This window comes from Cryptosporangium minutisporangium (assembly GCF_039536245.1).
Taxonomy (GTDB): Bacteria; Actinomycetota; Actinomycetes; order Mycobacteriales; family Cryptosporangiaceae; genus Cryptosporangium; species Cryptosporangium minutisporangium.
The window spans coordinates 84,756-109,647 of the sequence record NZ_BAAAYN010000026.1 but is presented as its reverse complement, the minus strand read 5'-3'; the positions used below and the strand labels follow the sequence as shown (position 1 = coordinate 109,647).

At 72.4% G+C, this 24,892-nt stretch carries 21 protein-coding genes and 2 pseudogenes; 22 read left to right on the top strand and 1 reads right to left on the bottom strand.

Annotation, left to right across the window (positions count from 1 at the left end; all coding sequences use genetic code 11):
• Positions 1 to 24 precede the first annotated feature (24 nt).
• The 15 genes and pseudogenes from ftsL to ABEB28_RS20985 all read left to right on the top strand — a co-directional run bounded on the left by ftsL (position 25) and on the right by ABEB28_RS20985 (position 17,855).
• The gene (gene ftsL, locus ABEB28_RS21055; RefSeq protein ID WP_345729871.1) at positions 25 to 588 is read left to right on the top strand and encodes a cell division protein FtsL; all 564 of its coding nucleotides are present in this window, start codon (positions 25 to 27) and stop codon (positions 586 to 588) included.
• Positions 588 to 2,894: a peptidoglycan D,D-transpeptidase FtsI family protein gene (locus ABEB28_RS21050; protein ID WP_345729870.1), complete on the top strand. Its 2,307-nt coding sequence runs from the start codon at positions 588 to 590 to the stop codon at positions 2,892 to 2,894. The genes ftsL and ABEB28_RS21050 overlap by 1 nt, the downstream gene beginning before the upstream one ends.
• Before the next feature lie 22 nt (positions 2,895 to 2,916).
• On the top strand, positions 2,917 to 4,458 hold the full coding sequence (locus ABEB28_RS21045; RefSeq protein ID WP_376981165.1) for a UDP-N-acetylmuramoyl-L-alanyl-D-glutamate--2,6-diaminopimelate ligase: 1,542 nt from the start codon (positions 2,917 to 2,919) through the stop codon (positions 4,456 to 4,458).
• The gene (locus tag ABEB28_RS21040; protein WP_345729869.1) at positions 4,455 to 5,921 is read left to right on the top strand and encodes a UDP-N-acetylmuramoyl-tripeptide--D-alanyl-D-alanine ligase; all 1,467 of its coding nucleotides are present in this window, start codon (positions 4,455 to 4,457) and stop codon (positions 5,919 to 5,921) included. Before ABEB28_RS21045 ends, ABEB28_RS21040 begins: the two co-directional genes overlap by 4 nt.
• Positions 5,918 to 6,994, top strand: coding sequence for a phospho-N-acetylmuramoyl-pentapeptide-transferase (mraY, locus tag ABEB28_RS21035; RefSeq protein ID WP_345729868.1), 1,077 nt, complete (start codon positions 5,918 to 5,920; stop codon positions 6,992 to 6,994). The genes ABEB28_RS21040 and mraY overlap by 4 nt, the downstream gene beginning before the upstream one ends.
• Positions 6,991 to 8,403 carry a UDP-N-acetylmuramoyl-L-alanine--D-glutamate ligase gene (gene murD, locus ABEB28_RS21030; RefSeq protein ID WP_345729867.1) on the top strand — a complete coding sequence of 471 codons (1,413 nt, stop codon included), beginning with the start codon at positions 6,991 to 6,993 and terminating at the stop codon, positions 8,401 to 8,403. Before mraY ends, murD begins: the two co-directional genes overlap by 4 nt.
• Before the next feature lie 82 nt (positions 8,404 to 8,485).
• Positions 8,486 to 9,814 carry a putative lipid II flippase FtsW gene (ftsW, locus tag ABEB28_RS21025; protein ID WP_345729866.1) on the top strand — a complete coding sequence of 443 codons (1,329 nt, stop codon included), beginning with the start codon at positions 8,486 to 8,488 and terminating at the stop codon, positions 9,812 to 9,814.
• The gene (locus tag ABEB28_RS21020) at positions 9,811 to 10,926 is read left to right on the top strand and encodes a UDP-N-acetylglucosamine--N-acetylmuramyl-(pentapeptide) pyrophosphoryl-undecaprenol N-acetylglucosamine transferase (protein ID WP_345729865.1); all 1,116 of its coding nucleotides are present in this window, start codon (positions 9,811 to 9,813) and stop codon (positions 10,924 to 10,926) included. The genes ftsW and ABEB28_RS21020 overlap by 4 nt, the downstream gene beginning before the upstream one ends.
• Before the next feature lie 61 nt (positions 10,927 to 10,987).
• Positions 10,988 to 12,409, top strand: coding sequence for a UDP-N-acetylmuramate--L-alanine ligase (gene murC, locus ABEB28_RS21015; RefSeq protein WP_345729864.1), 1,422 nt, complete (start codon positions 10,988 to 10,990; stop codon positions 12,407 to 12,409).
• A gap of 265 nt (positions 12,410 to 12,674) precedes the next feature.
• Positions 12,675 to 13,466: a cell division protein FtsQ/DivIB gene (locus tag ABEB28_RS21010; RefSeq protein WP_345729863.1), complete on the top strand. Its 792-nt coding sequence runs from the start codon at positions 12,675 to 12,677 to the stop codon at positions 13,464 to 13,466.
• 463 nt (positions 13,467 to 13,929) lie between these two features.
• Positions 13,930 to 14,896, top strand: a pseudogene (gene ftsZ, locus ABEB28_RS21005) (cell division protein FtsZ); the annotation flags it as partial.
• A gap of 364 nt (positions 14,897 to 15,260) precedes the next feature.
• A pseudogene (locus tag ABEB28_RS21000) lies at positions 15,261 to 15,957 on the top strand (YggS family pyridoxal phosphate-dependent enzyme).
• Positions 15,958 to 16,028: 71 nt separating this feature from the next.
• Positions 16,029 to 16,661: a cell division protein SepF gene (locus ABEB28_RS20995; protein ID WP_345729861.1), complete on the top strand. Its 633-nt coding sequence runs from the start codon at positions 16,029 to 16,031 to the stop codon at positions 16,659 to 16,661.
• A 14-nt stretch (positions 16,662 to 16,675) separates the two neighbouring features.
• On the top strand, positions 16,676 to 16,975 hold the full coding sequence (locus ABEB28_RS20990) for a YggT family protein (protein WP_073250795.1): 300 nt from the start codon (positions 16,676 to 16,678) through the stop codon (positions 16,973 to 16,975).
• A gap of 46 nt (positions 16,976 to 17,021) precedes the next feature.
• Entirely contained in the window at positions 17,022 to 17,855 is an 834-nt protein-coding gene (locus tag ABEB28_RS20985; RefSeq protein ID WP_345729860.1) for a DivIVA domain-containing protein, read from the top strand.
• Between the two features lie 452 nt (positions 17,856 to 18,307).
• Here the strand turns inward: ABEB28_RS20985 and ABEB28_RS20980 are convergent, their stop codons facing one another.
• Positions 18,308 to 18,760, bottom strand: a complete 453-nt coding sequence (locus ABEB28_RS20980) for a hypothetical protein (RefSeq protein ID WP_345729859.1) — start codon at positions 18,758 to 18,760, stop codon at positions 18,308 to 18,310.
• A gap of 490 nt (positions 18,761 to 19,250) precedes the next feature.
• Here ABEB28_RS20980 and ABEB28_RS20975 point away from each other — a divergent pair, with 490 nt between their 5' ends.
• From ABEB28_RS20975 to ABEB28_RS20945, 7 genes are all read left to right on the top strand, one after another.
• Positions 19,251 to 20,093: a hypothetical protein gene (locus ABEB28_RS20975; RefSeq protein WP_345729858.1), complete on the top strand. Its 843-nt coding sequence runs from the start codon at positions 19,251 to 19,253 to the stop codon at positions 20,091 to 20,093.
• Positions 20,090 to 20,407, top strand: a complete 318-nt coding sequence (locus ABEB28_RS20970; RefSeq protein WP_345729857.1) for a DUF167 domain-containing protein — start codon at positions 20,090 to 20,092, stop codon at positions 20,405 to 20,407. The genes ABEB28_RS20975 and ABEB28_RS20970 overlap by 4 nt, the downstream gene beginning before the upstream one ends.
• Positions 20,408 to 20,637: 230 nt before the next feature.
• The gene (locus ABEB28_RS20965; protein ID WP_345729856.1) at positions 20,638 to 21,165 is read left to right on the top strand and encodes a TraR/DksA family transcriptional regulator; all 528 of its coding nucleotides are present in this window, start codon (positions 20,638 to 20,640) and stop codon (positions 21,163 to 21,165) included.
• Positions 21,129 to 21,932 (top strand): signal peptidase II, encoded by an 804-nt coding sequence (gene lspA, locus ABEB28_RS20960; RefSeq protein WP_345729855.1) that lies wholly within the window; start codon positions 21,129 to 21,131, stop codon positions 21,930 to 21,932. Before ABEB28_RS20965 ends, lspA begins: the two co-directional genes overlap by 37 nt.
• Positions 21,925 to 22,905: an RluA family pseudouridine synthase gene (locus ABEB28_RS20955; RefSeq protein WP_345729854.1), complete on the top strand. Its 981-nt coding sequence runs from the start codon at positions 21,925 to 21,927 to the stop codon at positions 22,903 to 22,905. Before lspA ends, ABEB28_RS20955 begins: the two co-directional genes overlap by 8 nt.
• On the top strand, positions 22,902 to 23,729 hold the full coding sequence (locus ABEB28_RS20950) for a hypothetical protein (protein WP_345729853.1): 828 nt from the start codon (positions 22,902 to 22,904) through the stop codon (positions 23,727 to 23,729). The genes ABEB28_RS20955 and ABEB28_RS20950 overlap by 4 nt, the downstream gene beginning before the upstream one ends.
• A 58-nt stretch (positions 23,730 to 23,787) precedes the next feature.
• Complete coding sequence (locus tag ABEB28_RS20945) at positions 23,788 to 24,753, top strand: GNAT family N-acetyltransferase (protein ID WP_345729852.1); 966 nt, start codon at positions 23,788 to 23,790, stop codon at positions 24,751 to 24,753.
• Positions 24,754 to 24,892 lie beyond the last annotated feature (139 nt).

The window sequence follows — 24,892 nt, the reverse complement described above, 5'->3', positions numbered from 1 at the left end:
ACTCAGTGAGGGCGAGGTGACATGATGTCGAGCTCACGTGCCGGCCTGCGGTCGCGTCCCGGTGCCGTCCGGGAAGGACGACCCCTCCAGACCAAGTCCGCCCGGTCCGGCCGGTCGGCCGCGAACGCCGCTCAGCCGGCCGGCGGCAGGCGACGCCAGGCGGCCCCGATCAGCGTCCCGCCCTCGCCCTCGGTCCCGTCCCGCACTGTCACCGCGTCCTCCCGGGCGCCGTTCGTCGTCCTCGTGCTGGCGCTGGCGATCGGTGGTCTGATCGGCCTGGTCCTGCTGAACACCGCCGTGAACGAGAACGCGTTCCGCCTGCACGACCTCGAAACCCGGCAGGAGAAGCTGGACGAGGAGGAGCAGCGGCTGCAGCAGGCCCTGGAGAACCAGGAGTCGCCGGAGAAGCTGGCCAAGCGGGCGCAGGAGCTGGACCTCGTTCCCGCGGGTGACCCGGGCTTCGTCGTGCTGCCCGAAGGGAAGGTCGTGGGGACGCCGGTGCCGGCCACCCCGCCGCCGTCGCCCACCCCGTCCGCGTCCGCGTCGTCCGGCTCGTCGGCCTCGCCGTCGCCGTCGGCGGGCCGCTGATGGCGGCGAAGCCCCCACGGGACGATCGGCCGTCCGCCGGCCGGGCCAACGCCGCCGGAAAAAAGGCTGCCAACGGCCGGGGCAAAACCGCCGGTGGCCGGGGCAACGTCGCCGCCGGTGGCAATGCCGCCGGTGGAAGGGCCGTCGCCGGTGGACGGACCGGCCGGAACGGCAAGGCCGGGCGGTCCGGTAGCGCCGAGAACGTGGTGCCGTTCCGCCCGCGGGAGAGCCGCACCCGGGACCAGCGCCGCTCGTCGGAACCGGATCCGCCCCGGCGGCAGAGCCCTCCGCGGGAACCGAACCCGTCGCGGGAGCGGGAACGTCCTCGCCGGTCCGGGCTCGCCGAGTCGCAGCAGTACCACCCCCGCGGACGCACGGTCCGGGAGAGCGCTGAGCAGCCGGCGCGGCCACCGAAACCCCGCACGGCCCGGACCCCACGTCCCCCTGCCTCGGCCCGGGTGCGCCACGCCGACCGTCCCGAGCGTGGCCGATCCCGGCGCGTCCGGACGGATCCACCGCCGCGTCGGCGGCAGACGGTGCACGTCCCTCCGCCCCGGCCCCCGCGCCGGAAGCGGGGCATCGCCCGGCTCGGTAACCCGAGCGCTCGGCTGCGGGTGTCGCTGGCCGTGCTACTCGCGCTGTTCACCGTGGTCGGCGGCCGGCTCGTCCAGATCCAGACCACCGAGGGTTCGCAGTACGCGACGATGGCGGCCACCGACCGCCGGGTCAGTGAAGAGCTGTACGCCCCGCGCGGCGCGATCCTCGACCGGGACGGCAACGTGCTCGCCCACGACGTCCAGGGTGCGACGATCGCGGCCGACCCCGGGTACATCAAGAACGACGCCGAGGCCAGCGAGGTTGCTACGGCGGTCGCGCCGCTACTCGGTATGACCACCGCGGCGGTGAAGCAGAAGCTGGTTCGGAAGACCCGCGAAGACGGCACGCTGAACCGCTACGTGGTGCTGAAGAAAAAGGTGCCGCTCGCGGTCGGGGACGCGGTCGATCGGCTGCGGGAGACGATCCCCAGCCTCATCGTGCAGGAAGATCAGGTGCGCGAGGTGCCCGGTGGGAACCTGGCGGCGAACGTGGTGGGCTACACCGGTACCGACGGCACCGGCCTGGCCGGGCTGGAGGCCGGGTACAACTCCGTCCTGCAGGGCGTCAACGGCAAGCGGGTGTACGACAAGGGCACCGGCGGCCAGGAGATCCCGGACGGCTATCACCGCACGGAGCCGGCGAAGGCCGGTTCGGACCTGGTCCTGACCCTCGACCGTGACCTGCAGTATCAGACGAACAAGTTGCTCGTCGAGCGGCTCGCGGCGACCAAGGCCTGGAACGGCTCGGCGGTCGTGATGGACGTGCGGAGCGGCGAGATCCTCGCGATGGTCAGCGCGGACCGGACCGGCCCGAAGAAGCGTCCGACCCTCGACCTCGCGACCGCGGCCGTCGTCGAACCCGGCTCCGTCCACAAGGCACTGACGGTCGCCGGCGCCCTCGACGCCGGGGTGATCAAGCCGAACACGGTGCTCGATCTGCCGGACCACATCGACAAGGGCGGGGAGCAGTACACCGACACCCACGAGCACACGGTGTCGTCGCGGTACACGCTGATGGGCATCCTGGCGCAGTCGAGCAACATCGGCACGATCATGATCGCCGACAAGCTCGGCGCCGCGCGCCTCTACTCGTACCAGCGAGCGTTTGGTCTGGGGACGAAGACCGGGATCGGGGTGCCCGGCGAGTCGCGGGGCATCGTCCAGCCGCCGGAGAACTGGAGCGGCCCGTCCGCCGGGTCGATTCCGATCGGGCTGGGCGTCGCGGCGACGCCGCTGCAGATGACGGCGCTCTACGCGACGCTGGCCAACGGCGGCATGAAGGTTCAGCCGCAACTGGTCAAGAGCGTGGTCGGCCCCGACAACACGGTCCGGGCGACCGAGCGGGCGAAGCCGGAGCGGGTGGTGAGCGAGGAAGCGGCGGCGACCGTCGTCCGGGACATGACCGCGATCGCGACGTCGGAGGGCACCGCGCCGCTGGCGGCGGTCCCCGGTTACCTCGTCGCCGGTAAGACGGGCACCGGTAAGCGGGCCGAGGGCAACAAGTACATGGAGGGTGACGTGTCGTCGTTCATCGGCATCGTTCCGGCCGACAACCCGCGGTACGTCATCAGCATCTTCATTCACACTCCGGAAGGGCTCGGCGGCCCGGTCGCCGGTCCGGTCTTCTCCGACCTGGCCGGATTCACGCTTCGCCGTTACGGCGTGTCACCGTCGGGCAGGGCGGCCCCACCGATCACCTTGTACGGATAGGTCGGCGGTAGGGTCTGTGGCCGTGTCCTACGCCAGCGCCCCGCGGCCTGCTGCCCCGGCGGAAGTTCCCCTGACGGAACTCGCCGGGCTGGTGGGCGGTAGCGCGACCGGAGACGTCGGGATCACCGGTGTCACGCACGACAGTTCGGCGATCCGGCCCGGTGACCTGTTCGCCGCGCTGCCGGGTGCCCGCACCCACGGCGCGCGGTTCGCGGCCCGGGCCGCGGAGGCCGGTGCGGTCGCCGTACTGACCGATGCCGCCGGCGCGGACCTCGCCCGCGACACCGGGTTGCCGCTGCTCGTCGTCGACGCACCCCGCGCCGTGCTCGGCAGGGTCAGCGCCCGCGTCTACGGCGACCCCAGCGCGGCGCTGACCGTCGTCGGCATCACCGGTACCAACGGCAAGACGACGACTTCCTACCTGGTGGAGGCCGGGCTCCGGGCAGCCGGGCACACCACCGCGCTGCTCGGCACCGTGGAGACCCGGATCGCCGGGGAACGGCTCCGCTCGGTACGGACCACCCCGGAGGCCCCCGACCTGCAGGCGCTGCTCGCGGTCGCGAAGGAGCGCGGCGTCACCGCGGTGGTGATGGAGGTCTCCAGCCACGCGCTCGCCCTCGACCGGGTGGCCGCCGTCCGGTTCGCGGTCGGCGCGTTCACCAACCTCGGTGTCGACCATCTCGACTTCCATGCCGACCTGGAGGACTACTTCCAGGCCAAGGCGCGCCTGTTCGACGGTCGCTCGGCCCGCGAGGTGGTCAACGTCGACGATGCCGCGGGCAAGCGGCTGGCAGGCCCGGACACGATCACCGTCTCCGTCGCGGGGGCACCCGACGCCCGCTGGCGCGTCGTCGAGCGCGGGCCGGACGGGTTCGTACAGGACTTCACGATCGCCGGGCCGGACGGCGTCCCTACCCCCGCGCGGGTGGCGATGCCCGGCGCCTACAGCGTCGAGAACGCGGCGCTCGCGATCGCGGTGCTGACGACCGTCGGGGTGCCGTCGGCGACCGCGGTGGACGCGGTGGCGAACGCCGGCCAGGTGCCGGGGCGGATGGAGCGGGTCTCCCCGGGATCAGGCGGCCCGGTCGGCGTCGTCGACTACGCGCACGATCCCGGCTCGGTGGCGGCGGCGCTGGCCGCCCTGCGTCCGGTCACCAGCGGGCGGCTGATCTGCGTGTTGGGCTGCGGCGGAGACCGGGACGCCGGAAAGCGTCCGCTGATGGGTGAGGCGGCGGCCCGCGGGGCGGATTTGTTCGTCGCCACCGACGACAATCCCCGTTCGGAGCAGCCGGCGGCGATCCGGGCGGCGATGCTCGCCGGCGTCGCCCGGGTGTCGACCGAAGAGCGCGCCGAGGTCGTCGAGGTCGGCGACCGGGCGGCCGCGATCGCCGCGGCGGTGGAGCGGGCCGGTCCCGGCGACTGCGTCGCGGTGCTGGGCAAGGGACACGAGCAGGGCCAGGAGGTCGCTGGAGTGGTGCACCCGTTCGACGATCGCGAGGTGCTCGCGGCCGCGTTCGCCGGGCTTCCGGTAGCCGCCCGCACTTCCGGGGGAGCGCGGGCATGATTCCGCTAACGCTGGCGGAGGTCGCCGCCGCCACCGGTGGTGACCTCCGCAACTGCGACCCGGCCACGGTGGTCACCGGCACGGTCGAGTACGACTCGCGGCAGGTGACCGACGGCGGCCTGTTCGTCGCGCTGGCCGGCGACCGGGTGGACGGCCACGACTTCGCCGCCGGTGCGATCGCCGCCGGTGCCGTCGCAGTGCTCGCGACCCGACCGGTCGGCGACGTCCCGACCGTGCTGGTGGACGACGCGCTCGTGGCGCTCGGCAAGCTGGCGAGGGCGGTGGTCGACCGGCTGCCGCAGCTGACGATCGTCGGCGTCACCGGGTCGAGCGGGAAGACGTCGACCAAAGATCTGCTGGCCGGCGTGGTCGTCCGGCTCGGCCCGACCGTCGCACCGCCCGGCTCGTTCAACAACGAACTCGGCCACCCGTGGACGGTGCTCCGCGCCGACGAGAACACGCGTTATCTGGTGCTCGAGAAGAGCGCCAGGGGGGTCGGCCACATCCGCTGGCTGACCGAGATCGCGCCGCCGCGGATCGGCGTCGTGCTCAACGTCGGAACCGCACACGTCGGCGAGTTCGGCTCGGTCGAGGTGACCGCGCAGGCGAAGGGTGAGCTGGTGGAGGCCCTGCCGACCGGTAGCGCAGGAGGGCTCGCCGTCCTGAACTCCGACGATCAGCGGGTACGTGCCATGGCGCCCCGGACGAAGGCCCGGGTCGTGCTGGTCGGTCAGGCACCCGATGCCGACGTGCGGGCGACCGATGTCCGCCTGGACGCCGTCGGACGGCCGAGCTTCACGCTCGCGGCCGGGGACACGACGGCCGAGGTCACGATGCGCCTGCACGGCGAGCACCACGTCGGCAACGCGCTGGCGGCGGCCGCCGTCGGGCTGGAGCTGGGCCTTCCGTTGCAGGAGGTCGCCGCCGCGCTGGGCGCCGCGGTACCGGTGAGCCGCCGTCGGATGGAGGTCACCGAGCGGGCCGACGGGGTGACGATCGTCGACGACAGCTACAACGCGAACCCGGACTCGGTGCGGGCCGCACTGAAAGCGTTGCGCGCGATGTCTGTGCCGATAGCTCCGGCGCCCGACGTCGGCGCGGAGCCGCGGGGGCGGCGCCGGGTGTGGGCAGTGCTGGGTGTCATGGCCGAGTTGGGCGAATCCAGCCGTGAGCAGCACGACGCGATCGGCCGGCTGGCCGTGCGGCTGGACATCGACCGCTTGGTCGTGGTGGGCCCGGAGGCCGGCGCAATCCACGCCGGCGCGGTCCTGGAAGGGTCCTGGGGAGAGGAGTCGGTGCACGTGCCGGACGTGGACGCCGCGGTGCGGCTGCTCAGCGAGCAGCTGACGCCGGGCGACGTGGTGCTGGTCAAGGCGTCTCGGTCGGCACGGCTCGACCGGGTGGTCGACGCGCTGCTGGCCGAGTCGGTGGCCGCGCCTGCGGCCGGGGGTGGCCACGCGTGAGGAGTGTTCTGGCCGCGGCGTTCGTGGCCTTCGTCGTATCGATCTTCGGCACCCCGGTCGCCATCCGCTATCTCCACCGGCTGAAGTTCGGCCAGGAGATCCGCGAGGAGGGCCCCAAGCACCACCAGTCCAAGCGTGGGACGCCCACGATGGGCGGCATCGTCTTCATCCTCGCGACGGTGATCGCGTACGTGGTCGCCCAGATCGTCATCGGGGACCACCGGATCAGCCCGACCGCGGTCACGCTGCTCGGTCTGTTCGTCGGGATGGGCGCGGTCGGCTTCGTCGACGACTACATCAAGATCCGGAAGAAGCGCAGCCTCGGGCTGAACAAGCGGGGGAAGCTGATCGGCCAGGCCGTGGTCGCGGCGGGGTTCGCGTTTCTCGCGCTGAACCTTCCGGACGAGCAGGGTTACACGATCGCGTCCGAAAAGCTCTCGTTCATCCGGGACATCAGCTGGGCGAATCTGACCCAGGTCGGGGCGGCGCTGTTCTTCGCGTTCGTCGTCATCGCAGCGGCCAACGGCGTCAACCTCACCGATGGTCTGGACGGCCTGGCCACCGGTCCGTCGATCATGGTTCTGTCCGGGTACATCCTGATCGGCTTCTGGCAGTACCGGCACCTCTGCGACGGGCTTCCCGGGCCGAACGGGTACTGCTACGAGGTCCGGGACCCGCTGGACACCGCACTGATCGCCGCGGCCGCGGCCGGCGCGCTCGCCGGCTTCCTCTGGTGGAACGCGCCGCCCGCCCGGCTGTTCATGGGTGACACCGGCGCGCTCGGCATCGGCGGACTGATCGCGGGTCTGGCGCTGACCACCCGGACGACGCTGCTGCTGCTGATCCTCGGCGGGCTGTTCGTCATCGTGACGATGTCGGTCGTCATCCAGATCATCTCGTTCCGCAGCACCGGACGCCGGGTCTTCCGGATGGCACCGCTGCAGCACCACTTCGAGCTGGCCGGGTGGCAAGAGACCACGATCGTCGTCCGATTCTGGATCATCGCCGGGTTCTTCGTCGCCGCGGGACTCGGGATCTTCTTCACCGACTACCTGGGTGTGCTGCAGCAATGACCTCCCGGAGGTGGTACTCGGGCCGGCACGTCGTCGTCGGCGGAACCGGGGTCACCGGCGCGGCGGTGACCCGCGCCCTGCGCGAGGTCGGCGCTCGGGTCACGGTGTTCGACCGGGTCGACTCACCGGCACTGGCGGCGCTGGCCGACTCCGGGGTCGACGTCCTGGTCGACCCCGCGGAGCTGCCCGGCGACCTCGAGCAGATCGTGGTCTCGCCGGGCTTCCGGCCCGACCACCCGCTGCTGGCCGGTCCGCTGGCCGCGGGTATCGAGGTGTTCAGCGAGCCGGAGCTGGCGTGGCGGCTACGCCCCAACGACACTCCCTGGCTCACGGTCACCGGCACCAACGGCAAGACCACGACCGTGACGATGCTCGCGACGATCCTGCGGAGCGCCGGGCTGCGTGCGACCGCGGTCGGCAACATCGGGACGCCGCTGATCGACGCCGTGCTCGCTGGGTCGGACTCCGGGAGCGAGCCCTACGACGTCCTCGCCGTCGAACTCTCCAGCTACCAGCTGCACTGGTCCTCGACGCTGGCCCCCGCCGCCGCGGCGCTGCTCAACCTCGCCGACGACCACCTGTCCTGGCACGGCGACTTCGCCCGGTACGCGGCGGCGAAGGCGAAGCTGTGGCACTCGCCGGAGACCGTCGCGGTCGGCAACATCGGCGACGCCAGGGTAGCCGAACTGCTCGCCGCGGCGCCCGGCCGCCGGGTGGGCTTCAGCCTCCACACGCCGGCGTCCGGCCAGTTCGGCGTCGTCGAGGACCTGCTGGTCGACCGCGCGTTCACCCCCGACCCGGCGCAGGCCACCGCGGTGGGGACGCTCGGCGAGATCCGGCCGCCCGGGCCGCACAACGTCGCGAACGCGCTGGCCGCCGCGGCGTTGGCCCGCTCGCACGGCGTCGACCCGGCCGCGGTCGCCGCGGGGCTGGCCGCGTATCAGCCGGAGCCGCACCGCAACGCGCTGGTGGCCACCCGCGGCGGCGTGGCCTGGGTGGACGACAGCAAGGCCACCAACCCCCACGCGGCCGAAGCGTCGCTGCGGGGCTATCCCCGGGTGGTCTGGGTCGCCGGGGGACAGCTGAAGGGCGTCGACGTCGCGCCGCTGGTGGCGACCGTGGCCGATCGGCTCGCGGGCGCAGTGCTGCTCGGCGTCGACCGGGCCGAGGTCGCCGACGCGTTGCGCCGACACGCGCCGCACGTCCCCGTGCGGGAGGTGTCGAGGGCCGATGATGGAGCCATGACCGAGGTCGTCGCAGCCGCCGCCGAGCTGGCCCGCCCCGGTGACACCGTTCTGCTGGCCCCGGCCGCCGCCTCCCTGGACATGTTCCCGAGTTACGCCGCGCGCGGGCACGCGTTCGCCGAGGCGGTCGAGAAGCTGGCGGCGGCGTCCCCTCTGGACGGCTAGTGCTCCGCGCCGTCGAACCGTTCCCGCCAGGCGCCTCCGCCACCGCTGAGGTCAGCACGCGGCCGGACGAGGTGCCGCTCTAGTGGCGGCGCCGGCGGGCCTGGAGGCCCATACCGCGTCCGGTCGCTACGTGGGGGTGGTGACCGGGCTGCTGCGCCGCCCGATGGCGTCCTACTACGCGCTCCTGGCGAGCACCGGTCTGCTGCTCGGGCTCGGGCTGATCATGGTGCTCTCCGCGTCGAGCATCGACTCGTACGCCAGCTCGGGCAGCGCGTTCACGATCTTCACGAAGCAGCTGACGTTCGCGCTGATCGGGATCCCGGCGTTCTGGCTGGCACTGCGGCTGCCGATGCGCGTCTGGCCGATGCTGGGCTGGCCGCTGGTCGTGCTCGCCACGATTCTGTTGGTGCTGCTGCCGTTCTTCGGCAAGGAGGTCAACGGCGCGACGCTGTGGCTGGACTTCGGGTTCGTCCAGATCCAGCCGGTCGAGGTGGCCAAGCTCGCGCTCGTGCTGTGGGGCGCGGCCGTCCTGGTGCGCAAGCGTCCGCTGCTGACCGAGTGGCGGCACCTCGCGGTGCCGCTCCTCGTCGGCTCGGTCGTGCTGTTCGGGCTGGTCGGCATCGAGGACTTCGGCGGCATGATCCTGCTGCTCTTCATCCTCGTCGCGTTGCTCTGGACCGCCGGGGTGCGGTTCCGGGTGTTCGCGACGCTCGGCGCGATCGGCGTCGTCGGGCTGGTGCCGTTGATCGTCGGGAACGAGGAGCGCATCTCGCGACTGACCACGTTCACCGACCCGTTCGCCCACCAGGACGGCGACACCTATCAGCTGGTGCGAGGCTTCTACTCGCTCGGCACCGGCGGCTGGTGGGGCCTCGGTCTGGGCCAGAGCCGGGAGAAATGGGGGGCACTGCCGGAGGCCCACAACGACTTCATCTTCGCGATCATCGGCGAGGAGCTGGGCGTTCTCGGCTGCCTGGTCGTCGTGGCGCTGTTCGGCGTCCTCACGTGGGCCGGCATGCGTATCGCGGCGCGGGTGGACGACCCGTTCCGCCGGCTCGTTGCGGCCGCCGGTACGGTCTGGCTGGCCGGACAGGCACTGGTGAACATGGGGGGCGTGGTGGGGCTGCTGCCGATCACTGGCGTCCCGCTGCCGCTGATCTCGGCCGGCGGCAGTTCGCTGGTGCTGACCATGTTCGTGATCGGAATGCTGGCCAGCTTCGCCAGGCACGAGCCCGAGGCCGTGCTCGCGCTGCACGCCCGCGGCCGCGCCTGGTGGGTCCGCTGGGCGGGGATCCCGCTGCCCGAGCTGCCCGGGCGCCCCGGACGGGCCCGGCAGGCGTTACGGTCTGGCAGGGCCGGGCGCCCGTTAGGTAGGTCCACCCACCGGGCACGGACAGGAGGTCGTCGGTGACGGCGTTGCGATCGGTCGTCCTGGCCGGAGGCGGGACGGGTGGCCACATCGAGCCGGCACTGGCGTTGGCCGAGTGCATCCGGCGGTACCACCCGGACGCGCGGATCACCTGCCTCGGCACCCCGAAGGGCTTGGAGACCGAGATCATCCCGGCCCGTGGCTGGGACCTGGAGCTGGTACCGGCCTACCCGCTGCCCCGGCGCCCCAACGCCGACCTCGCCCGGACGCCCGGCCGCGTCCGCCGCAGCGTGGCCGCGGTCGCCGAAGTCCTCGACCGGGTGGACGCCGAGGTCGTCATCGGGTTCGGCGGGTACGTCGCGCTCCCGGCCTACCTGGCCGCGCGCCGGAAGAAGCTCCCGCTGGTCGTGCACGAGGTGAACGACCCAGCGGGGGTCGCGAACAAGGTCGGGGCCCGGCTGACGCCGTTCGTCGGGCTCGGCGGGGACCACGTCACGCTGCGGCACGGCACCGTTGTCGGGGTGCCGCTGCGCCGCGGGATCGCCACCCTCGACCGGGCCGCGGCACGAGCGGCCGCCCGCGAGCACTTCGGCCTGGACCAGGACAAGCCGGTGCTCTTCGTCTCCGGCGGGTCCCAGGGCGCGCACTCGATCAACCTGGCGGTCACCGCCGCGGCCGGCGCGCTCGGCGCCGCCGGGATCCAGGTGTTGCACGTGATCGGTGCCCGCAACACGCTCGACATCATGCCCGAGCGGACCGGTTCGAAGTACGTGACGCTGCCGTTCCTCGACCGGATGGATCTCGGGTACGCCGCGGCGGACGTGATGCTGTGCCGGGGCGGGGCGCTGACCTGCGCCGAGGTCGCCGCGGTCGGGCTGCCCGCCGTCTACGTGCCGTACCCGCACGGGAACGGCGAACAACGGCGCAACGCGCTGCCGGTGACGCGCGCCGGTGGCGGACTGTTGGTGGAGGACGCGGAGTTGTCCGCGTCGTGGCTGGAGGAGAACGTGATACCGCTGTTGGGTGAACCCGACCGGATCGCGGCCATGGGCCGCGCGGCTGCCGGGTACGGTCGCCGGGACGGTGACGAGGCCCTGCTCGCGCTGGTGTACCAGGCGGTCCGGGAGAACCAGCGGGCGGAGGAGCGGGCCTGATGTCGGGGTACACAGTCGAACCTGAGGACATGACGGCGCCGAGCGCTAGCGAGGTGCCGGCATGACCGAAGACCTTTCCAAGCTGTCGGCCGAAGACCTCGGCCGGGTGCACGTCATCGGCATCGGTGGCGTCGGCATGCTCGGCGTGGCGCGACTGCTGCTCACCCGAGGCATTCCGGTCAGCGGCAGCGACATCAAGGAGTGGCCGGCCCTGGAGACGCTCCGCGCGCTCGGTGCGACGATCCACCTCGGACAGGCCCCCGCGAACGTCGCGGACGTCGACACGGTCGTCTACTCGACCGCGATCCCCGCCGACAACGTCGAACTGGTCGAGGCCCGGCGACGCGGGCTGCGGGTCCTGCACCGGGCCGAGGCGCTGGTCACCGCGATGAACGGTCGCCAGGTGATCGCGATCGCCGGGACCAACGGCAAGACCACGACCACCTCGATGGTGACGACGGTGCTGCAGCACTGCGGCGTCGACCCGTCGTTCTTCATCGGCGGCGAGTTCGCCGACGCCGGGGTGGGTGCGCACCACGGCAGCGGGCAGCACTTCGTCGTCGAGGCCGACGAGAGCGACCGCACGTTCCTGCTCTACTCGCCGTACGTGGCGATCATCACGAACCTCGAGGCCGATCACCTCAACACCTACGGCGACATGGCCGGCCTGGAGGCCGCCTTCCGCCAGTTCATCGACCGCGTCGACCGGAACGGCGTCGTGGTCGTCTGCGCCGACGACGCCGGTGCGACGCGCCTGGGGGAGTACGCCCGGTCGACCGGGCGGCGGGTCTTCACGTACGGACGCGCGGCCGACGCCGACCTCCGGCTCACCGAGGAGGCCAGCGACGTCGCCGGAACCTCGTACGTCGCGGTGCTGAACGGCGTGAAGCTCGGCGCGGTGAGCGTCGCGGTGCCCGGCGTCCACCTGGCGTTGAACTCGGCGGCCGCACTGCTGACCGCGGTCAAACTCGACCTGGACGCGGGCAAGGCGGTGGAGTCCCTCGGGCAGTTCCGCGGTGTCCGGCGCCGGTTCGAGCTCAAGGGCGTGGCCGCGGGTGTGCGGGTCTACGACGAGTACGCCTACCACCCGACGTCGATGACCGCGGCGCTCACGACGCTGCGCGGGCTCGCCGGGCAGGGCCGGCTGATCGTGGCGTTCCAGCCGTACCGGATGTACCGAACGGTCGCCTTCCAGGACGAGATCGCCGCCTCGCTGGGGCTGGCCGATGAGGTCGTCGTCATGGAGGTCTTCGGGCCCGGGGAGGAGCGCCTTCCCGGCCAGGGCGGAGCGCCGCTCGCACGGGCGGTGCCGCTGCCGCCCGACCAGGTGGTGTTCGAGCCCTCGTGGTCCGCGGTCGCCACCGAGGTGGTTCGACGTGCCCGTCCGGGCGACCTCGTCGTCACGATGGGTGCTCCGCCGATCTCGATGCTCGGCGCGGAGATCCTGACGGCGCTGGAGGAGCAAGCCGGCCTGGTGAGCTGACCGGCGCCCGGGGCCTGCGGGCGCGCGATCGTTTTCGGGAAGGCCACCTCTCAAACCGCGCCGAGAGGTGGCCTTCCCGAAAATCCGTCGTTCCCGACGCTGGCACGGGTGGTCTTCCCGAAAGTGGGCTGGCGGTGTGGTGCCCTGGGGAACGCCTGTCGGGCGACACTCCGTGTGACCTAGGTCTTGGGTGTCGCTGCCGGAGCGGCCTCGCTGGGCGTCGGTACGCTCGGCCCTCTGACGGGCGGCTGGGCGGGAGGAGACCGTGGCGCGGACACCGACGAACGGCAAGTCGGATCGTCCGGCACGGCGCTGGCGGCTCCGGCGGGACGCGGTCAACAGGTCGGCGCGTACCGGCGGACGGCGGGCGTTCCGGAAGGGACGTCGCGGGCTCCGAGCGGTGGCGCCGTATGCGCTGGTGGCGGGCGTCGTCGTTGTCTCGTCGGTCGCGGTGTGGGCGCTGCTCGGCTCAGCGCTGCTCGGCGTTCGGACGATCTCCGTGCGCGGGGAACGGACGGTCACGACCGAGCAGGTCGCCCGCGCCGCCGCGATTCCGGTCGGGACACCGCTGGCCCGGCTCGACACCGCGGCGGCCGCGGCCCGGATCGGGAAGCTGCCTGCGGTCGCGTCGGTCCAGGTGCGCCGGGCGTGGCCGAACACCGTCGTCGTGACGATCGTCGAGCGGACCGCGGTCGCGGTGGCCGCCCGCGGCGTCGGGTACGTCCTGGTCGACGCGGAGGGCTACCCGTTCCGCGCCGTGGCGTCCCGTCCGGCCGGGCTCCCGCTGATCCGGGTGCCCGACCCGGAGGCCGGCGACCCGGCCACCCGCGCCGCGCTGACCGTCGCGAGTGCCCTGACGCCGCAGCTGCGTGAGCTCGTCTCGGTGGTGGTCGCGGTGACGCCGCAGCGGGTCGAGGTCCGGCTCACCGACAAGCGCGTCGTGTTCTGGGGCGGGCCGGACGACAGCCCACGCAAGGCGAAGATCGCGACCGCGCTCCTCGGCGAGTCCGGCAAACGAATCGACGTCAGCGCGCCGGACGTCGTGACCGTGCGCTGACTCGTGAGCGGCCGTACCGCTGAGAAACGGCTATAACAGAGTGTCTGGAAAGTGGACCTGAGGCTCAGGGTGAGGGTGGTCGTACGGCGACGCGCGGGGTAGCGCACGAAGCAGGGGTACGGAAAGCTGGGACCGCTTGGTCGCTTGAAGTCGGTCAACGCCGATCACTTTGGACATTTACCTCTTATAGGGAACAATGTGGCATTGACGGTCAGGTCCGGGCGTGCGCCGCGATCCTCGCGAGACACGCCCGCGTGGCTGCTTGAATCACGCCCGCGCAGGCGCCTACCGTCCGATCACAGCAACACTTGACATAACAGTAACGCTCTACTAGAGGGTGAGAGTTCGGCCACGTGAGCTGCGTCGCCGGTTCAAATGGGCGTCGGGCCACCCTCGACCGGGCTCCGACGCCTATGGGTTCTCCATCGCTCACGGGACCATTGCTCACTAGGAAGGCACACCGATGACACCTCCGCACAACTACCTGGCGGTCATCAAGGTCGTCGGCATCGGCGGCGGCGGTGTCAACGCCGTCAACCGGATGATCGAGGTGGGCCTCAAAGGGGTCGAGTTCATCGCGATCAACACCGACGCCCAGGCGCTGCTGATGAGCGACGCCGACGTCAAGCTCGACGTCGGTCGTGAGCTCACGCGGGGCCTCGGTGCCGGCGCGAACCCGGACGTCGGCCGGAAGGCCGCCGAGGACCATAAGGACGAGATCGAAGAGGTGCTCAAGGGCGCCGACATGGTGTTCGTCACGGCGGGCGAGGGTGGTGGAACAGGCACCGGCGGTGCGCCGGTGGTCGCCAGCATCGCCCGGAAGCTCGGCGCGCTGACCATCGGTGTGGTCACGAGGCCGTTCGCGTTCGAGGGGCGCCGGCGCGCGGTGCAGGCCGAGACGGGTATCGACGACCTGCGCAACGAGTGCGACACGCTGATCGTCATTCCGAACGACCGGCTGCTCTCCCTCGGCGACCGCGACATCAGCATGATGGACGCGTTCAAGATGGCCGACCAGGTCCTGCTGCAGGGTGTCCAGGGCATCACCGACCTGATCACCACGCCGGGTCTGATCAACCTGGACTTCGCGGACGTGAAGAGCGTCATGAGCGGGGCTGGGTCGGCGTTGATGGGAATAGGGAGTGCGCGCGGAGAGAACCGCGCCGTCGAGGCCGCGGAAGCGGCGATCTCCAGCCCGCTGCTGGAGGCCAGCATGGAGGGTGCGCACGGCGTGCTGCTCTCCATCGCCGGTGGCTCCGACCTGGGCCTGTTCGAGATCAACGAGGCCGCCTCGCTGGTCGCGGACGCCGCCCACCAGGACGCGAACATCATCTTCGGCACGGTCATCGACGACGCGCTGGGCGACGAGGTGCGGGTCACGGTCATCGCGGCCGGGTTCGACAGCGGCGCGCCCGCCTACCGGGCGGCGAACACGCGGGTGTCCTACGCGGAGCAGGCCCAGCAGCGCTACAGCGGCGACCAGTCCGGCTACGCGCCGCGGCAGCCGGCCAACCAGCCGGTCTCCGCTGCGCCGCACCAGACTCCGCAGCCGCCGACCCCGCAGCCGGCCACCCCGGCGCCGAAGCGCGTCATCTTCGACGACGTCGACGTGCCCGACTTCCTCAAGAACGGGGCGTGACGCCCCTGTCCCCGGCCGAAGGCGGGACCGGCTCTGCCGGTCCCGCCGCGTCGGATGCTGCCTCCTCCGGGCCGGCGGCGTCCGGCTCGGAGCAGGCCGACCCCGGCTCGGCCGGGTCCGTCTCGGCCGAGCGGCGGGCCGAGCTCGCCGCGGGGCTGGAGCACGTCGAGCGTCGGCTGGCCGCGGCTTGTGCGGACGCCGGGCGGGATCGCGCCGACGTGACGCTGATCGCAGTCACCAAGACGTGGCCCGCGGGCGACGTGGCGGCGCTGGCGTCGCTGGGCGTCCGGGACGTGGCGGAGAACAAGGATCAGGAAGCCAAGGCCAAACACGCGGAGCTGCCCACCCTCGACGTGCGGTGGCACTTCGTCGGGCAGCTCCAGCGGAACAAGGCCCGCTCGGTCGTCCGGTACGCGGACGTCGTCCACAGTGTCGATCGTCCGGAACTGGCCGCCNCTGGCCGCCGCGCTCGCGAGCGCGGCCGAGCGGCTGCGGGACCAGCCGCTGGACGTGCTGCTCCAGGTGGACCTGGAGGAGGGCGCGTCCGCCGGCCGTGGCGGCGTGGCGCCGTCCGGAGTGGCGGCGCTCGCCGACGAAGTGGCGGGGAGTCCCGCGCTGCGGCTGCTCGGCCTGATGGCGGTCGCGCCGTTAGGCGGCGATCCCGACCGCGCATTCGCACGACTCGCCGAACTGGGCGCCACGCTGCGGGGGGACCATCCCGAAGCGCGGTGGATCTCGGCCGGAATGAGCAGCGACCTCGAGTCGGCTGTCCGACACGGCGCGACACACGTGCGTGTCGGATCCGCTTTGCTCGGGAAACGGGTGTCCGGACACGGTAGTGTGAGGCCTTGAAAATGCAGAATCACACGCGTGTCATTTAGCATCGGTCGTGTCTATCGCCGACGAGGAGGAGGGGGCGCTCCATGGGTGCATGGCGGAAGGCAGGCGTCTGGCTCGGCCTCGTCGAGGACGACCCTCGCTATGAGGACGGTCCGTACGAGGACGGTCGCTACGACGACAAGTCTTATGGGGGCCGTCGTTTCGACGACGGCCGGTTCGCCGACCGTCGGTACTCCGACGACGAGCTCGACACCTATGAGGACGAGTTCGAGGAGCCCGCGACCCGACCCACGCGTCTGGAGCGCAACCCGAGTCGGACGGTTAGCAGGATGCCGGCCACGCCGGCGCCGCCGACCCACGACAACCTGGCGCTCGCGCCGCAGCTGTCACTTCGCGAGAGGGCGGTGGTGAGTGACGTGAGCGAGCCCGAAGAGACGTCGTACCGGATCACCACGCTTCATCCGACGAATTACAACGAAGCGCGGATGATCGGAGAGCAGTTCCGTAATCACATTCCGGTGATCTTGAACCTCACCGAAATGGACGAGGCGGATGCAAAGCGACTGGTTGACTTCGCGGCCGGACTCACCTTCGGCTTGCGCGGTAGCATCGAGCGCGTGACCAACCGGGTCTTCCTGCTCTCGCCGGCCAATGTCACCGTCACCGCGGAGGACAAGGCTCGGATCGCCGAGGGCGGCTTCTTCAACCAGAGCTAAGGACGTCGTACTCCGTGTTGCTCGTGTGGCAGCTCGCCTATTTGCTGCTCTACTTGTTCCTTTTGGTACTTCTTGGGCGGCTAGTAGCGGAGTACGTGCTTGTCTTCGCACGGCGCTGGCGGCCAGGCCGTGCGGCGTCCGCCGCGCTCGAGGTCGTGTACAGCACCACCGATCCGCCGCTCAAGGCGCTGCGCCGGGTGATCCCCCCGCTTCGGATCGGAAGCGTTAGCCTCGACCTTGGTTTCCTGTTGCTGCTCATGATCGTCACCATCCTCATGAGCGTGGTCCGACGGCTGTCCGAGACGTCATACTGACCGCACGCCGTCCAGCAGCCACCCACACGTGTCCGGAGGAGTTTCGATGCCGCTGACCCCCGCCGACGTTCATAACGTCGTCTTCAAGAAACCGCCGATCGGCAAGCGCGGTTACGACGAGGACGACGTTGACGCCTTCCTCGACGAGGTGGAGCGGGAGCTCGCTCGGCTGATCGAGGAGAACAACGACCTCAAGGCGCAGGTGGAGCGCGGCCGTACCGGCGGGCCGGCGGCGGCGCCGGCGGCTGCGGCGGGTGCCGACCCCGACGTGCGTCGGCTGCACGCCGAGAACGGCGAACTCAAGCAGCAGGTCGACCGCCTACGCCAGGAGGCGCAGCAGGCGAAGCAGGCCGCTGCCGCCGCCCAGCAGCAGGCCCAGAGCGCCCAGAGCCAGGTGAGCAGCTCCGCGCTGCCCGCCGTGCCCGGCGGCGACGACCAGGGCGAGAAGGCGCTGCGGGTCCTGATGCTCGCGCAGCGCACCGCGGACGACCACGTCGCGGACGCCCGGCGCGAGGCCGACAAGCTGCTCTCCGAGGCACGCGCCAACGCCGAGGAGCTCACCCGGGACGCCCGGGCGAAGGCCGAGGCGCTGGAACGGGACGCTCGCCAGCGGCACCAGGAGGCCATGGGTGGCCTGGAGGCCAAGCGCACCGCGCTGCAGAAGCACATCGAGCAGCTGAAGGCGTTCGAGCGCGAGTACCGCACCCGGCTCAAGGCGTACCTGGAGAGCCAGCTGCGTGACCTCGAGGCGCGGGGCCAGGCCACCGAGGCCGAGATCAACCGTGAGGGCGTCGGCACGTCGAGCCTCTCCGGAGCGTTCGGCGGCCCGCACACCGGCCTGCCGCGGTCCGGTGACGTCGCCGACTCCTACGGTCGCTGATCTGGTCCGGGCCATGGGCCGGGGCTTCGCCACGCCGTGATCGTCGTCAGCCTTCTCTTCGTCTGCGCGTCGGCCGTACTTCTGGGTGCGGGAGTCGTGCAGACGAGTGACGGCTTCGTCCTGGCCTCCATCGCCACCTGTCTGCTCGCGGGCGCGTTCCTGGCGTTCGGCATCCGCCGGCAACGCGCCCTCGCGGCGGCGGCCGCAGCGACAGGAGAGCCGGAGATGGCCGCGGCGTCAACGCCGCCGGCGCTGTTACGGGTGAAGGCGGAGCGACTCCGGGCCGTGGAAGAACCGGCCGGGCGCTCGCAGTCGGTCCCGGCTGACCAGCCGTCACCGGCGGAGTCGACCGCGGCCGCTCCCCGGGACCGTCAGTACGCGCACGAAGAGCGTTACCCGCAGCACCGGGAGAGCCAGCGCCGGCCGGAGCCCCCCTACCGGCCGGAGCCCGACTACCGCCAGCCGGAGCATCGGCAGGAGCCGTACCGGCGTTCCGACCAGTCGGTGCCGTCTCGACCCTCCGCTGACCGGTCGCGGCCCGCGGCGGCCCAGTCCAGCCCGGCGGCGGCCCAGTCCAGCCCGGCGGCGGCCCAGTCCAGCCCCGCGGCGGCCCAGTCCAGCCCCGCGGCGGCCCACTCGGGCTCGGCGGCAGGGCAGTCCGCCGGTCCGGTCCGGCCGACCTCGGGCGGGCACGGGCGCAGTGACCGCTCCTCCGCCCCGTGGGTCGACCCCGGGCACGCCCGGCCGAGCGCCCAACCCCGGCCGATGAGTCGGCCCCATCCCGGGCAGACGCAGCCGGCCCAAGCGCAGCCGGCCAAGACCCAGCCGGCGCAGCCCCAGTACCCGGCTGCGGCCGCCCACCGTCCGCCTGGACCGCGGGAAGCCGACGCCAGGGACCGCGTCATCCCGCTCGCCGCCGAGGGTTTTCCGACGGCCGCACGCCCGGCCGATCGGCGGTACGCCGCCGATACCGGTCGTGGCACCGGAGCGGCCTACGCCGGTTCGCCGGGTCGGCCGGTCCATCCCGGTCAGCCACCGTCCTCCAGCCGGTCCGGCCCGTCGTTGCCGGCTCCGGAGCGGGCACCGTACTCGGACCAGCCCTACCCGGGGGAGTCCTACCGCCCGTCGCAAGGTCGGCCGCAGGCGCAATCGCCCGGCCCGCATGCACCCGGCCCGCATGCACCCGGTCCGCACGCGCCCGGTCCGCAGGGGCCCGGCCCGCACGTCCCCGGTCAGGGGCGTCATGGGCAGGGACGCCCGGATCACGCCCGCCCGGATCACGCCCGCCCGGATCAGGGGCGCCCGGATCAGGGGCGCCTGGATCAGGGGCGCCCGGATCAGGGGCGCCCGGATCAGGGGCGCCCTGATCGGAGCAGTTCGGGTCGGCCGTACTACGTGCCCGGCGAGCGCGTGCCGGAGACCGCGGAGACGATCGAGGTCGCCGACGTCGTGGCCGAGATCATCGACGTGCAGCCGACCACGCCCGATCGGAGCCGTGACGACTTCCGCCGGGTGGCCGACGCGGACGTGGTGGACGTCGTGGTCGAGGGCCACGACGTGGACGACGACGAGGCGGGCACGACCGCGACGATCACGCTCGACGGCCCGCCGGTGCTGGTGGTCGAGTCGACCCGGGAGCCCGAGCCGGACACCGAGCCGATCACGCTGCCGCGCGTCACCTCGGCGCCGCCCACCGCTCCCGAGCCGCGCATGCCCGCCGACCAGCAGGCCACCCGGCCGGTTTCACCGGCCGCCACCTCCGGCGGCACGGACTCGGCGCCGGAGACAAACGCCGCCGCCCGACCGGACGCCGGTTCCCAGCCGAACGCCGGTTCCCGGCCTGACACGGCCGCCCGGCCGGAGGACGGTGCCCAGCGGGGCGCCGCTCCCCGGCCAGAGGCCGCTTCGGGGCCGGACGCCATGGGTCCCGGCCCGTCCGATGCCGCGCCGGTAGCCACGCCGGTCGGCGGTGGCGCGCTGCCCAGCCCCACCGGCGACGACAGCGATCCGGAACCCGCCGCGGAGCTCCTCCTCTCCTCGGAGAAGAAGAAGCTCGCCGGCGCCGACGAGCCGGTAGTGGTCGTCGACGCCCGTCCGCGTTACCACCTGGACGCCTGCCCCCAGGTGGAGGGTCGTACGCCCGTCGAGCTGTCGGTCGCGCAGGCGATCGAGCTCGGCTTCACGCCGTGTAGCCGCTGCGCGGCCGCGACGCGGCTCCTGGTCGCCCTACGGCGGTGACGCGGGGTAGGGACGGCGTCGGCACCACCGATCGGTTCGTGGTGCCGGTGCGGGTGAAGCCCGGTGCGAGCCGGGCTCGTGTCGGTGGCAGCCATGCCGGGCCGCACGGGCCTGCGCTCGTCGTCGCGGTCACCGCCCGGGCGGTCGAGGGCCGGGCCACCGACGCCGTGATCGAGGCGGTCGCCACCGCGTTCGGCGTCCGGGCCGCCGCCGTCTCGCTGCTGACCGGCCGGACGAGCCGGGACAAGCTACTCGCGCTCACGCCCGCCCCACCGGACGCCGAGGCGCGGTTGTCCACGCTCCGCGACGGGTGAGAGCGCGGCTGCGCCCTAGAAGTCAGGTTTGCGAGACCTCCCCGAGACGGTATGTGAGAGAAGACTCACAGGGCGCGCACGCTCCGGCAACGCGCGACTGCGGGCGACACGAGCGTGTACGGCGTCAGCATTGGTGCGCGTCGCATTGTCGCGACGGGCATCGCTACGTATCCTGAGCGCTCTGACCAACCGCCGGGCTCAGCACGGCGAACCGGGCGGAGGTGGCCGCGATGGCGGAGCAAGCGAAGGCCACGAAAGACACCCCACGACGGGCAACGGGCAAGACCGGCACCCGCCGGTCGACCCGCACTGCGGCGACGGGGGCAACCGCGGGGGGAGCGGCGGAGGCGACAGCCCCGCGCGCTCGATCGAAGACCGACTCCCCGGCGGTACCGGCCGACGACAGCAGGCACGAAGAACTGCGCGCCGTACTCGAAGCGCGGCTGCAGGAGCTCACCACCGAGTACGACGAGGCGGTGGTGGTGCTGACCGATCTGCAGCGCAGCCGGGTGGCCGACGGCGCCGGCGACGATCAGGCTGACACCGGCACCAAGACCTTCGAGCGGGAGCAGGAGCTCTCCCTCGTCCACGGGTTGCGGGAGCGGGTCCAGCAGGTCGAGCACGCGCTGGCTCGGCTCGCGGAGGGAAAGTACGGCTCCTGCGAACGCTGCGGGAACCCCATCCCCACCGCGCGGCTGGAGGCGTTCCCTAGTGTGACCCTGTGCGTGAGCTGCAAGCAGATCGAGGAACGCCGCTGACCCGCCCCGCGGACAGCGCCTCCGCCGCCCCCGGCGACCCTCGGGACGCGTCGGCCGACGGGCAACCGCCCGCCGAGACCGACGCTCCCGACGTGGCGACCGGTGCCGTCGGGGACTCCGAGGCGGTCGCGGAGACCGAGGCCGCCGGGGAGACCGACGCGCCCGGGGACTCCGGGAAGCCGGCGGTGGATGCGGAGGCGCCGGCGGAGGGCACCACCGACGTGGCCGCCCCCGCCGGGTCGGGGACGCGGCGCGGCCGATGGCTGTTCGCCCTGGTCGCGCTGCTCACGTTGGCCGCGGACGTGATCAGCAAGCTGGTCGTGGTCACCCGACTGGAGGACACGAACCATCCTCCGGTCGAGGTGCTCGGCAACGTTCTGTACCTGGTGCACACCCGGAACACCGGCGCGGCGTTCTCGCTCGGCTCCGGCTACACGTACGTGCTGACCGCGATCGCGGTCGGCGTGATCGTGGTGATCATCCGGAGCGCCCGCAAGCTCGCCTCGACCGGCTGGGCGCTCGCGCTCGGGCTGGTGCTCGGCGGCGCCTGCGGCAACGTCGTCGACCGGCTGTTCCGGGAGGGCGGTGGCGTCGTCGACTTCCTGGCGCTGATCGATCCGTTCGACCCGCCGTGGCCGGTCTTCAACCTCGCCGACTCCGCGCTCTGCGTCGGCGTCGCGATCATCGTCGGCCTCGAACTGACCGGTCGGCGGATCGACGGGACCCGGGTGACAAAATCGGGCCGTGCACAATCGAAGGATGACTGACACCGAGCACCCCGTCGTCCCCGACGGAGCGCCGGCGGTCGTCCGTGGTGAGCACCGCACCCTCCCGGTGCCCGACGGGCTCGAGGGCATGCGTCTGGACGCCGCGCTGGCCCGGCTGTTCGGCCTCTCCCGGACGGCGGCCGCCGCACTGATCGAGGGCGGTGACGCCTTCCTCGACGGCGCTCCGGCCGGCAAGTCCGACCGGGTCTCCGGCGGCGCGTGGCTCGAGGTGACGCTGCCCGCCCCCGCCGCACCACCGTCCGCGGCGCCGGAACCGGTGCCCGGACTGCGGATCGTGTACGCCGACGACCACATCGTCGTCGTCGACAAGCCGGTCGGCGTCGCGGCCCACCCGAGCCCGGGCTGGACCGGTCCGACCGTGGTCGGGGGCGTGGCGGCGATGGGTTACCGGATCTCCACGTCCGGCGCGGCCGAGCGGCAGGGCGTGGTGCATCGGCTCGACGCCGGAACCACCGGCCTGATGGTGCTGGCCACCAGCGAGCGCGCTTACACGCTGCTCAAGCGTGCGTTCAAGGAGCGCGAGGTCAGCAAGGTCTACCACGCGCTGGTGCAGGGCCACCCCGACCCGAGCCGGGGCACGATCGACGCGCCGATCGACCGGCATCCCTCCTCGGACTGGCGGTTCGCGGTCGTGGCCGGAGGCAAGCCGAGCGTCACGCACTACGACACGGTCGAGGCGTTCCGGGCGGCGTCGCTGCTGGAGGTGACGCTGGAGACCGGTCGCACGCACCAGATCCGCGTGCACTTCTCCGCGCTCCGACACCCGTGCGTCGGCGACCTGACCTACGGCGCCGACCCCACGCTGGCCGCTCGTCTGGGTCTGACGCGGCAGTGGCTCCACGCGATGCGGCTCGGTTTCGACCACCCGGACACCGGCGAGTGGGTGGAGTTCACCAGCGAGTACCCGAGCGACCTGCAGAGCGCGCTGGACCGCGTCCGCGCCGAGTCATGAGCGGAGAGCCGGGCTCCGGTGTCGGGCGTTGGGCCGCGGTGCTTCGGGGCCGCGTCCTGCCCCGGTTGGGACGGGGCGCGCGGCGGCTGAGCCGCTCCTGGACGGCGCTGGTCACGCTGGTCCTCGTCGTCGGCCTGGTCGTCGTCGCGTACCGGGCCGGTACCCGGACGGCGCCGGTGGACTACACGGTGGGCAACGTGCCGCGGGTCGGGCCGGTCGACGGTCAGCAGGTCGACGCCTACCGGTCCGACGCATCCGGTGAGCTCGGCGGGCTACCGGCCGGGACGGCGGTGTGGGCGTTGGTCGGGTTGGCGGAGTACCAGCGGCCCGCGGCCCTTCCGACGCTGCTCTCCGGTTACTCGGTGAGCCGGGTGGTCGCCCGGGTTCCGCTGCCCGACGTCCAGACCCAGCTGGTGACGCTCGTCGTCGACCGCCTGGCCGTCGACGTGCCGGCCGGCATGCAGCGCACCGCCGCGGCGAAGGAGCAGGAGGCGTCGACGGCGGAGAGCGCCGCCGCGTCCGCGGACGATGCCGAACTGGCCCGCGTCCACACCGCGGGCGCGGCGCTGGAACGCCGGGAGGCCGCGGCCTACCGGGAGTTGTGCGCCTGCGTGTACGCCGCGGTCGTCCGGGCGACGCCGGAGCAGCTCCGGGCGCTCGCGGAGCGACCGGGGATCCGGGTGGTCGATCCCGCGCCGGAGGTGAGCAGGCTGGACCGGGCGACGTTCGTACCGTTGCTGCCGGAGCAATCCGGAACTGTCGGTCCGCCGTCCGATACTGCTGTCGGCCCGAGCGCGACGCCGTCTCCGTCGGCCGCCGGTTGAGGCTCGGTCCGCACGGCTGAGCTTCGGGATCCGAATGAAAGGGCTGTCAGGAATGCACATGAAGACCCGTGCCGGTTCACTCTGGGTGACGGAGGTGACCCGTGCCGAGCTCCCGGCCGTGTTCGCGCTGCGTCACGACGTCTTCGTGACCGGTCAGGGGGTGCCGGCCGAGCTGGAGCGGGACGCGGCCGACGAGACCGCGGTCCACGTCGGGGCCTGGGAGACGGTTCCGGAGGCACCGGCGAGCGCGCCGATGCGGCTGGTCGGCACCGGTCGGCTGGTGGGTCGCCCGCCCGCGTCCGGCCGGATCGGGCGGATGGCGGTCCGGTCCGACGCCCGCGGCGGCGGCGTGGGCACCGTGGTGCTGCGCGGGCTGGAGCGGGCAGCACTGCGACGAGGCTTCCCCGAGCTGGTGCTCCACGCGCAGCTCCACGCCGAAGGCTTCTACGAGCGGGCCGGCTACACCCCGGTCGGCGCGGAGTTCGAGGAGGCCGGGATCCGCCACGTGGAGATGCGCAAGGCGCTCCCGGTCATCCGTCCGGTCGCCGATTCCGACTCCGCCGGGCTGATCGAGCTGATCGGCACGGTGTGGGGCGAGTACCCCGGCTGTGTCCTCGACGTGGACGCCGAGGAGCCGTGGCTGCGAGCCCCGGCGTCCTACTACGCGGCCAACGGCGGCCGGATGTGGGTGGCCGAGCTGGACGGGGCGATCGTGGGTTCGGTCGCGATCCGTTCGGGTGCGGAGAGCGATACGGCGGAGCTGAAGAGCTTGTACGTGGGCGCCGCCGCGCGCCGGCACGGCCTCGGTGAGGTGCTGACCTCGCTGGCCGAGGAGGAGGCGGTGCGCCTCGGCGTCCGACAGGTCGAGCTGTGGACGGACACGCGCTTCGCCGACGCCCACCGGTTCTATGCGCGCCTCGGTTACACACAGCTCCCCGGTACCCGCGAGCTGCACGACCTGTCCGGCACCGTCGAGTACCCGTTCGTGAAGGCGTTTCCGTACGCCGCCGATCTGGTCGGATGACGATCCGGATCCCGACCACCGAGCACAACGGGGCGGAAGGTACGTAGGCTGGCGGTGACCTGGCCGATGCGGCGGGGATCGCGACTCAGCGGCCGGGTGATCTGACCGCAGGGGCGTCCAGACGGGTGGGAGGTGCCGG

Excerpts from the sequence above, each read along its gene's own strand:
- ftsL (WP_345729871.1), top strand. The coding sequence starts at position 25 with ATGTCGAGCTCACGTGCCGGCCTGCGGTCGCGTCCCGGTGCCGTCCGG.
- ABEB28_RS21050 (WP_345729870.1), top strand. The coding sequence starts at position 588 with ATGGCGGCGAAGCCCCCACGGGACGATCGGCCGTCCGCCGGCCGGGCC.
- ABEB28_RS21040 (WP_345729869.1), top strand. The coding sequence starts at position 4,455 with ATGATTCCGCTAACGCTGGCGGAGGTCGCCGCCGCCACCGGTGGTGAC.
- murD (WP_345729867.1), top strand. The coding sequence starts at position 6,991 with ATGACCTCCCGGAGGTGGTACTCGGGCCGGCACGTCGTCGTCGGCGGA.
- murC (WP_345729864.1), top strand. The coding sequence starts at position 10,988 with ATGACCGAAGACCTTTCCAAGCTGTCGGCCGAAGACCTCGGCCGGGTG.
- ABEB28_RS20995 (WP_345729861.1), top strand. The coding sequence starts at position 16,029 with ATGGGTGCATGGCGGAAGGCAGGCGTCTGGCTCGGCCTCGTCGAGGAC.
- ABEB28_RS20985 (WP_345729860.1), top strand. The coding sequence starts at position 17,022 with ATGCCGCTGACCCCCGCCGACGTTCATAACGTCGTCTTCAAGAAACCG.
- ABEB28_RS20980 (WP_345729859.1), bottom strand. The coding sequence starts at position 18,760 with ATGACGCGGTCCCTGGCGTCGGCTTCCCGCGGTCCAGGCGGACGGTGG.
- ABEB28_RS20965 (WP_345729856.1), top strand. The coding sequence starts at position 20,638 with ATGGCGGAGCAAGCGAAGGCCACGAAAGACACCCCACGACGGGCAACG.
- ABEB28_RS20955 (WP_345729854.1), top strand. The coding sequence starts at position 21,925 with ATGACTGACACCGAGCACCCCGTCGTCCCCGACGGAGCGCCGGCGGTC.
- ABEB28_RS20950 (WP_345729853.1), top strand. The coding sequence starts at position 22,902 with ATGAGCGGAGAGCCGGGCTCCGGTGTCGGGCGTTGGGCCGCGGTGCTT.
- ABEB28_RS20945 (WP_345729852.1), top strand. The coding sequence starts at position 23,788 with ATGAAGACCCGTGCCGGTTCACTCTGGGTGACGGAGGTGACCCGTGCC.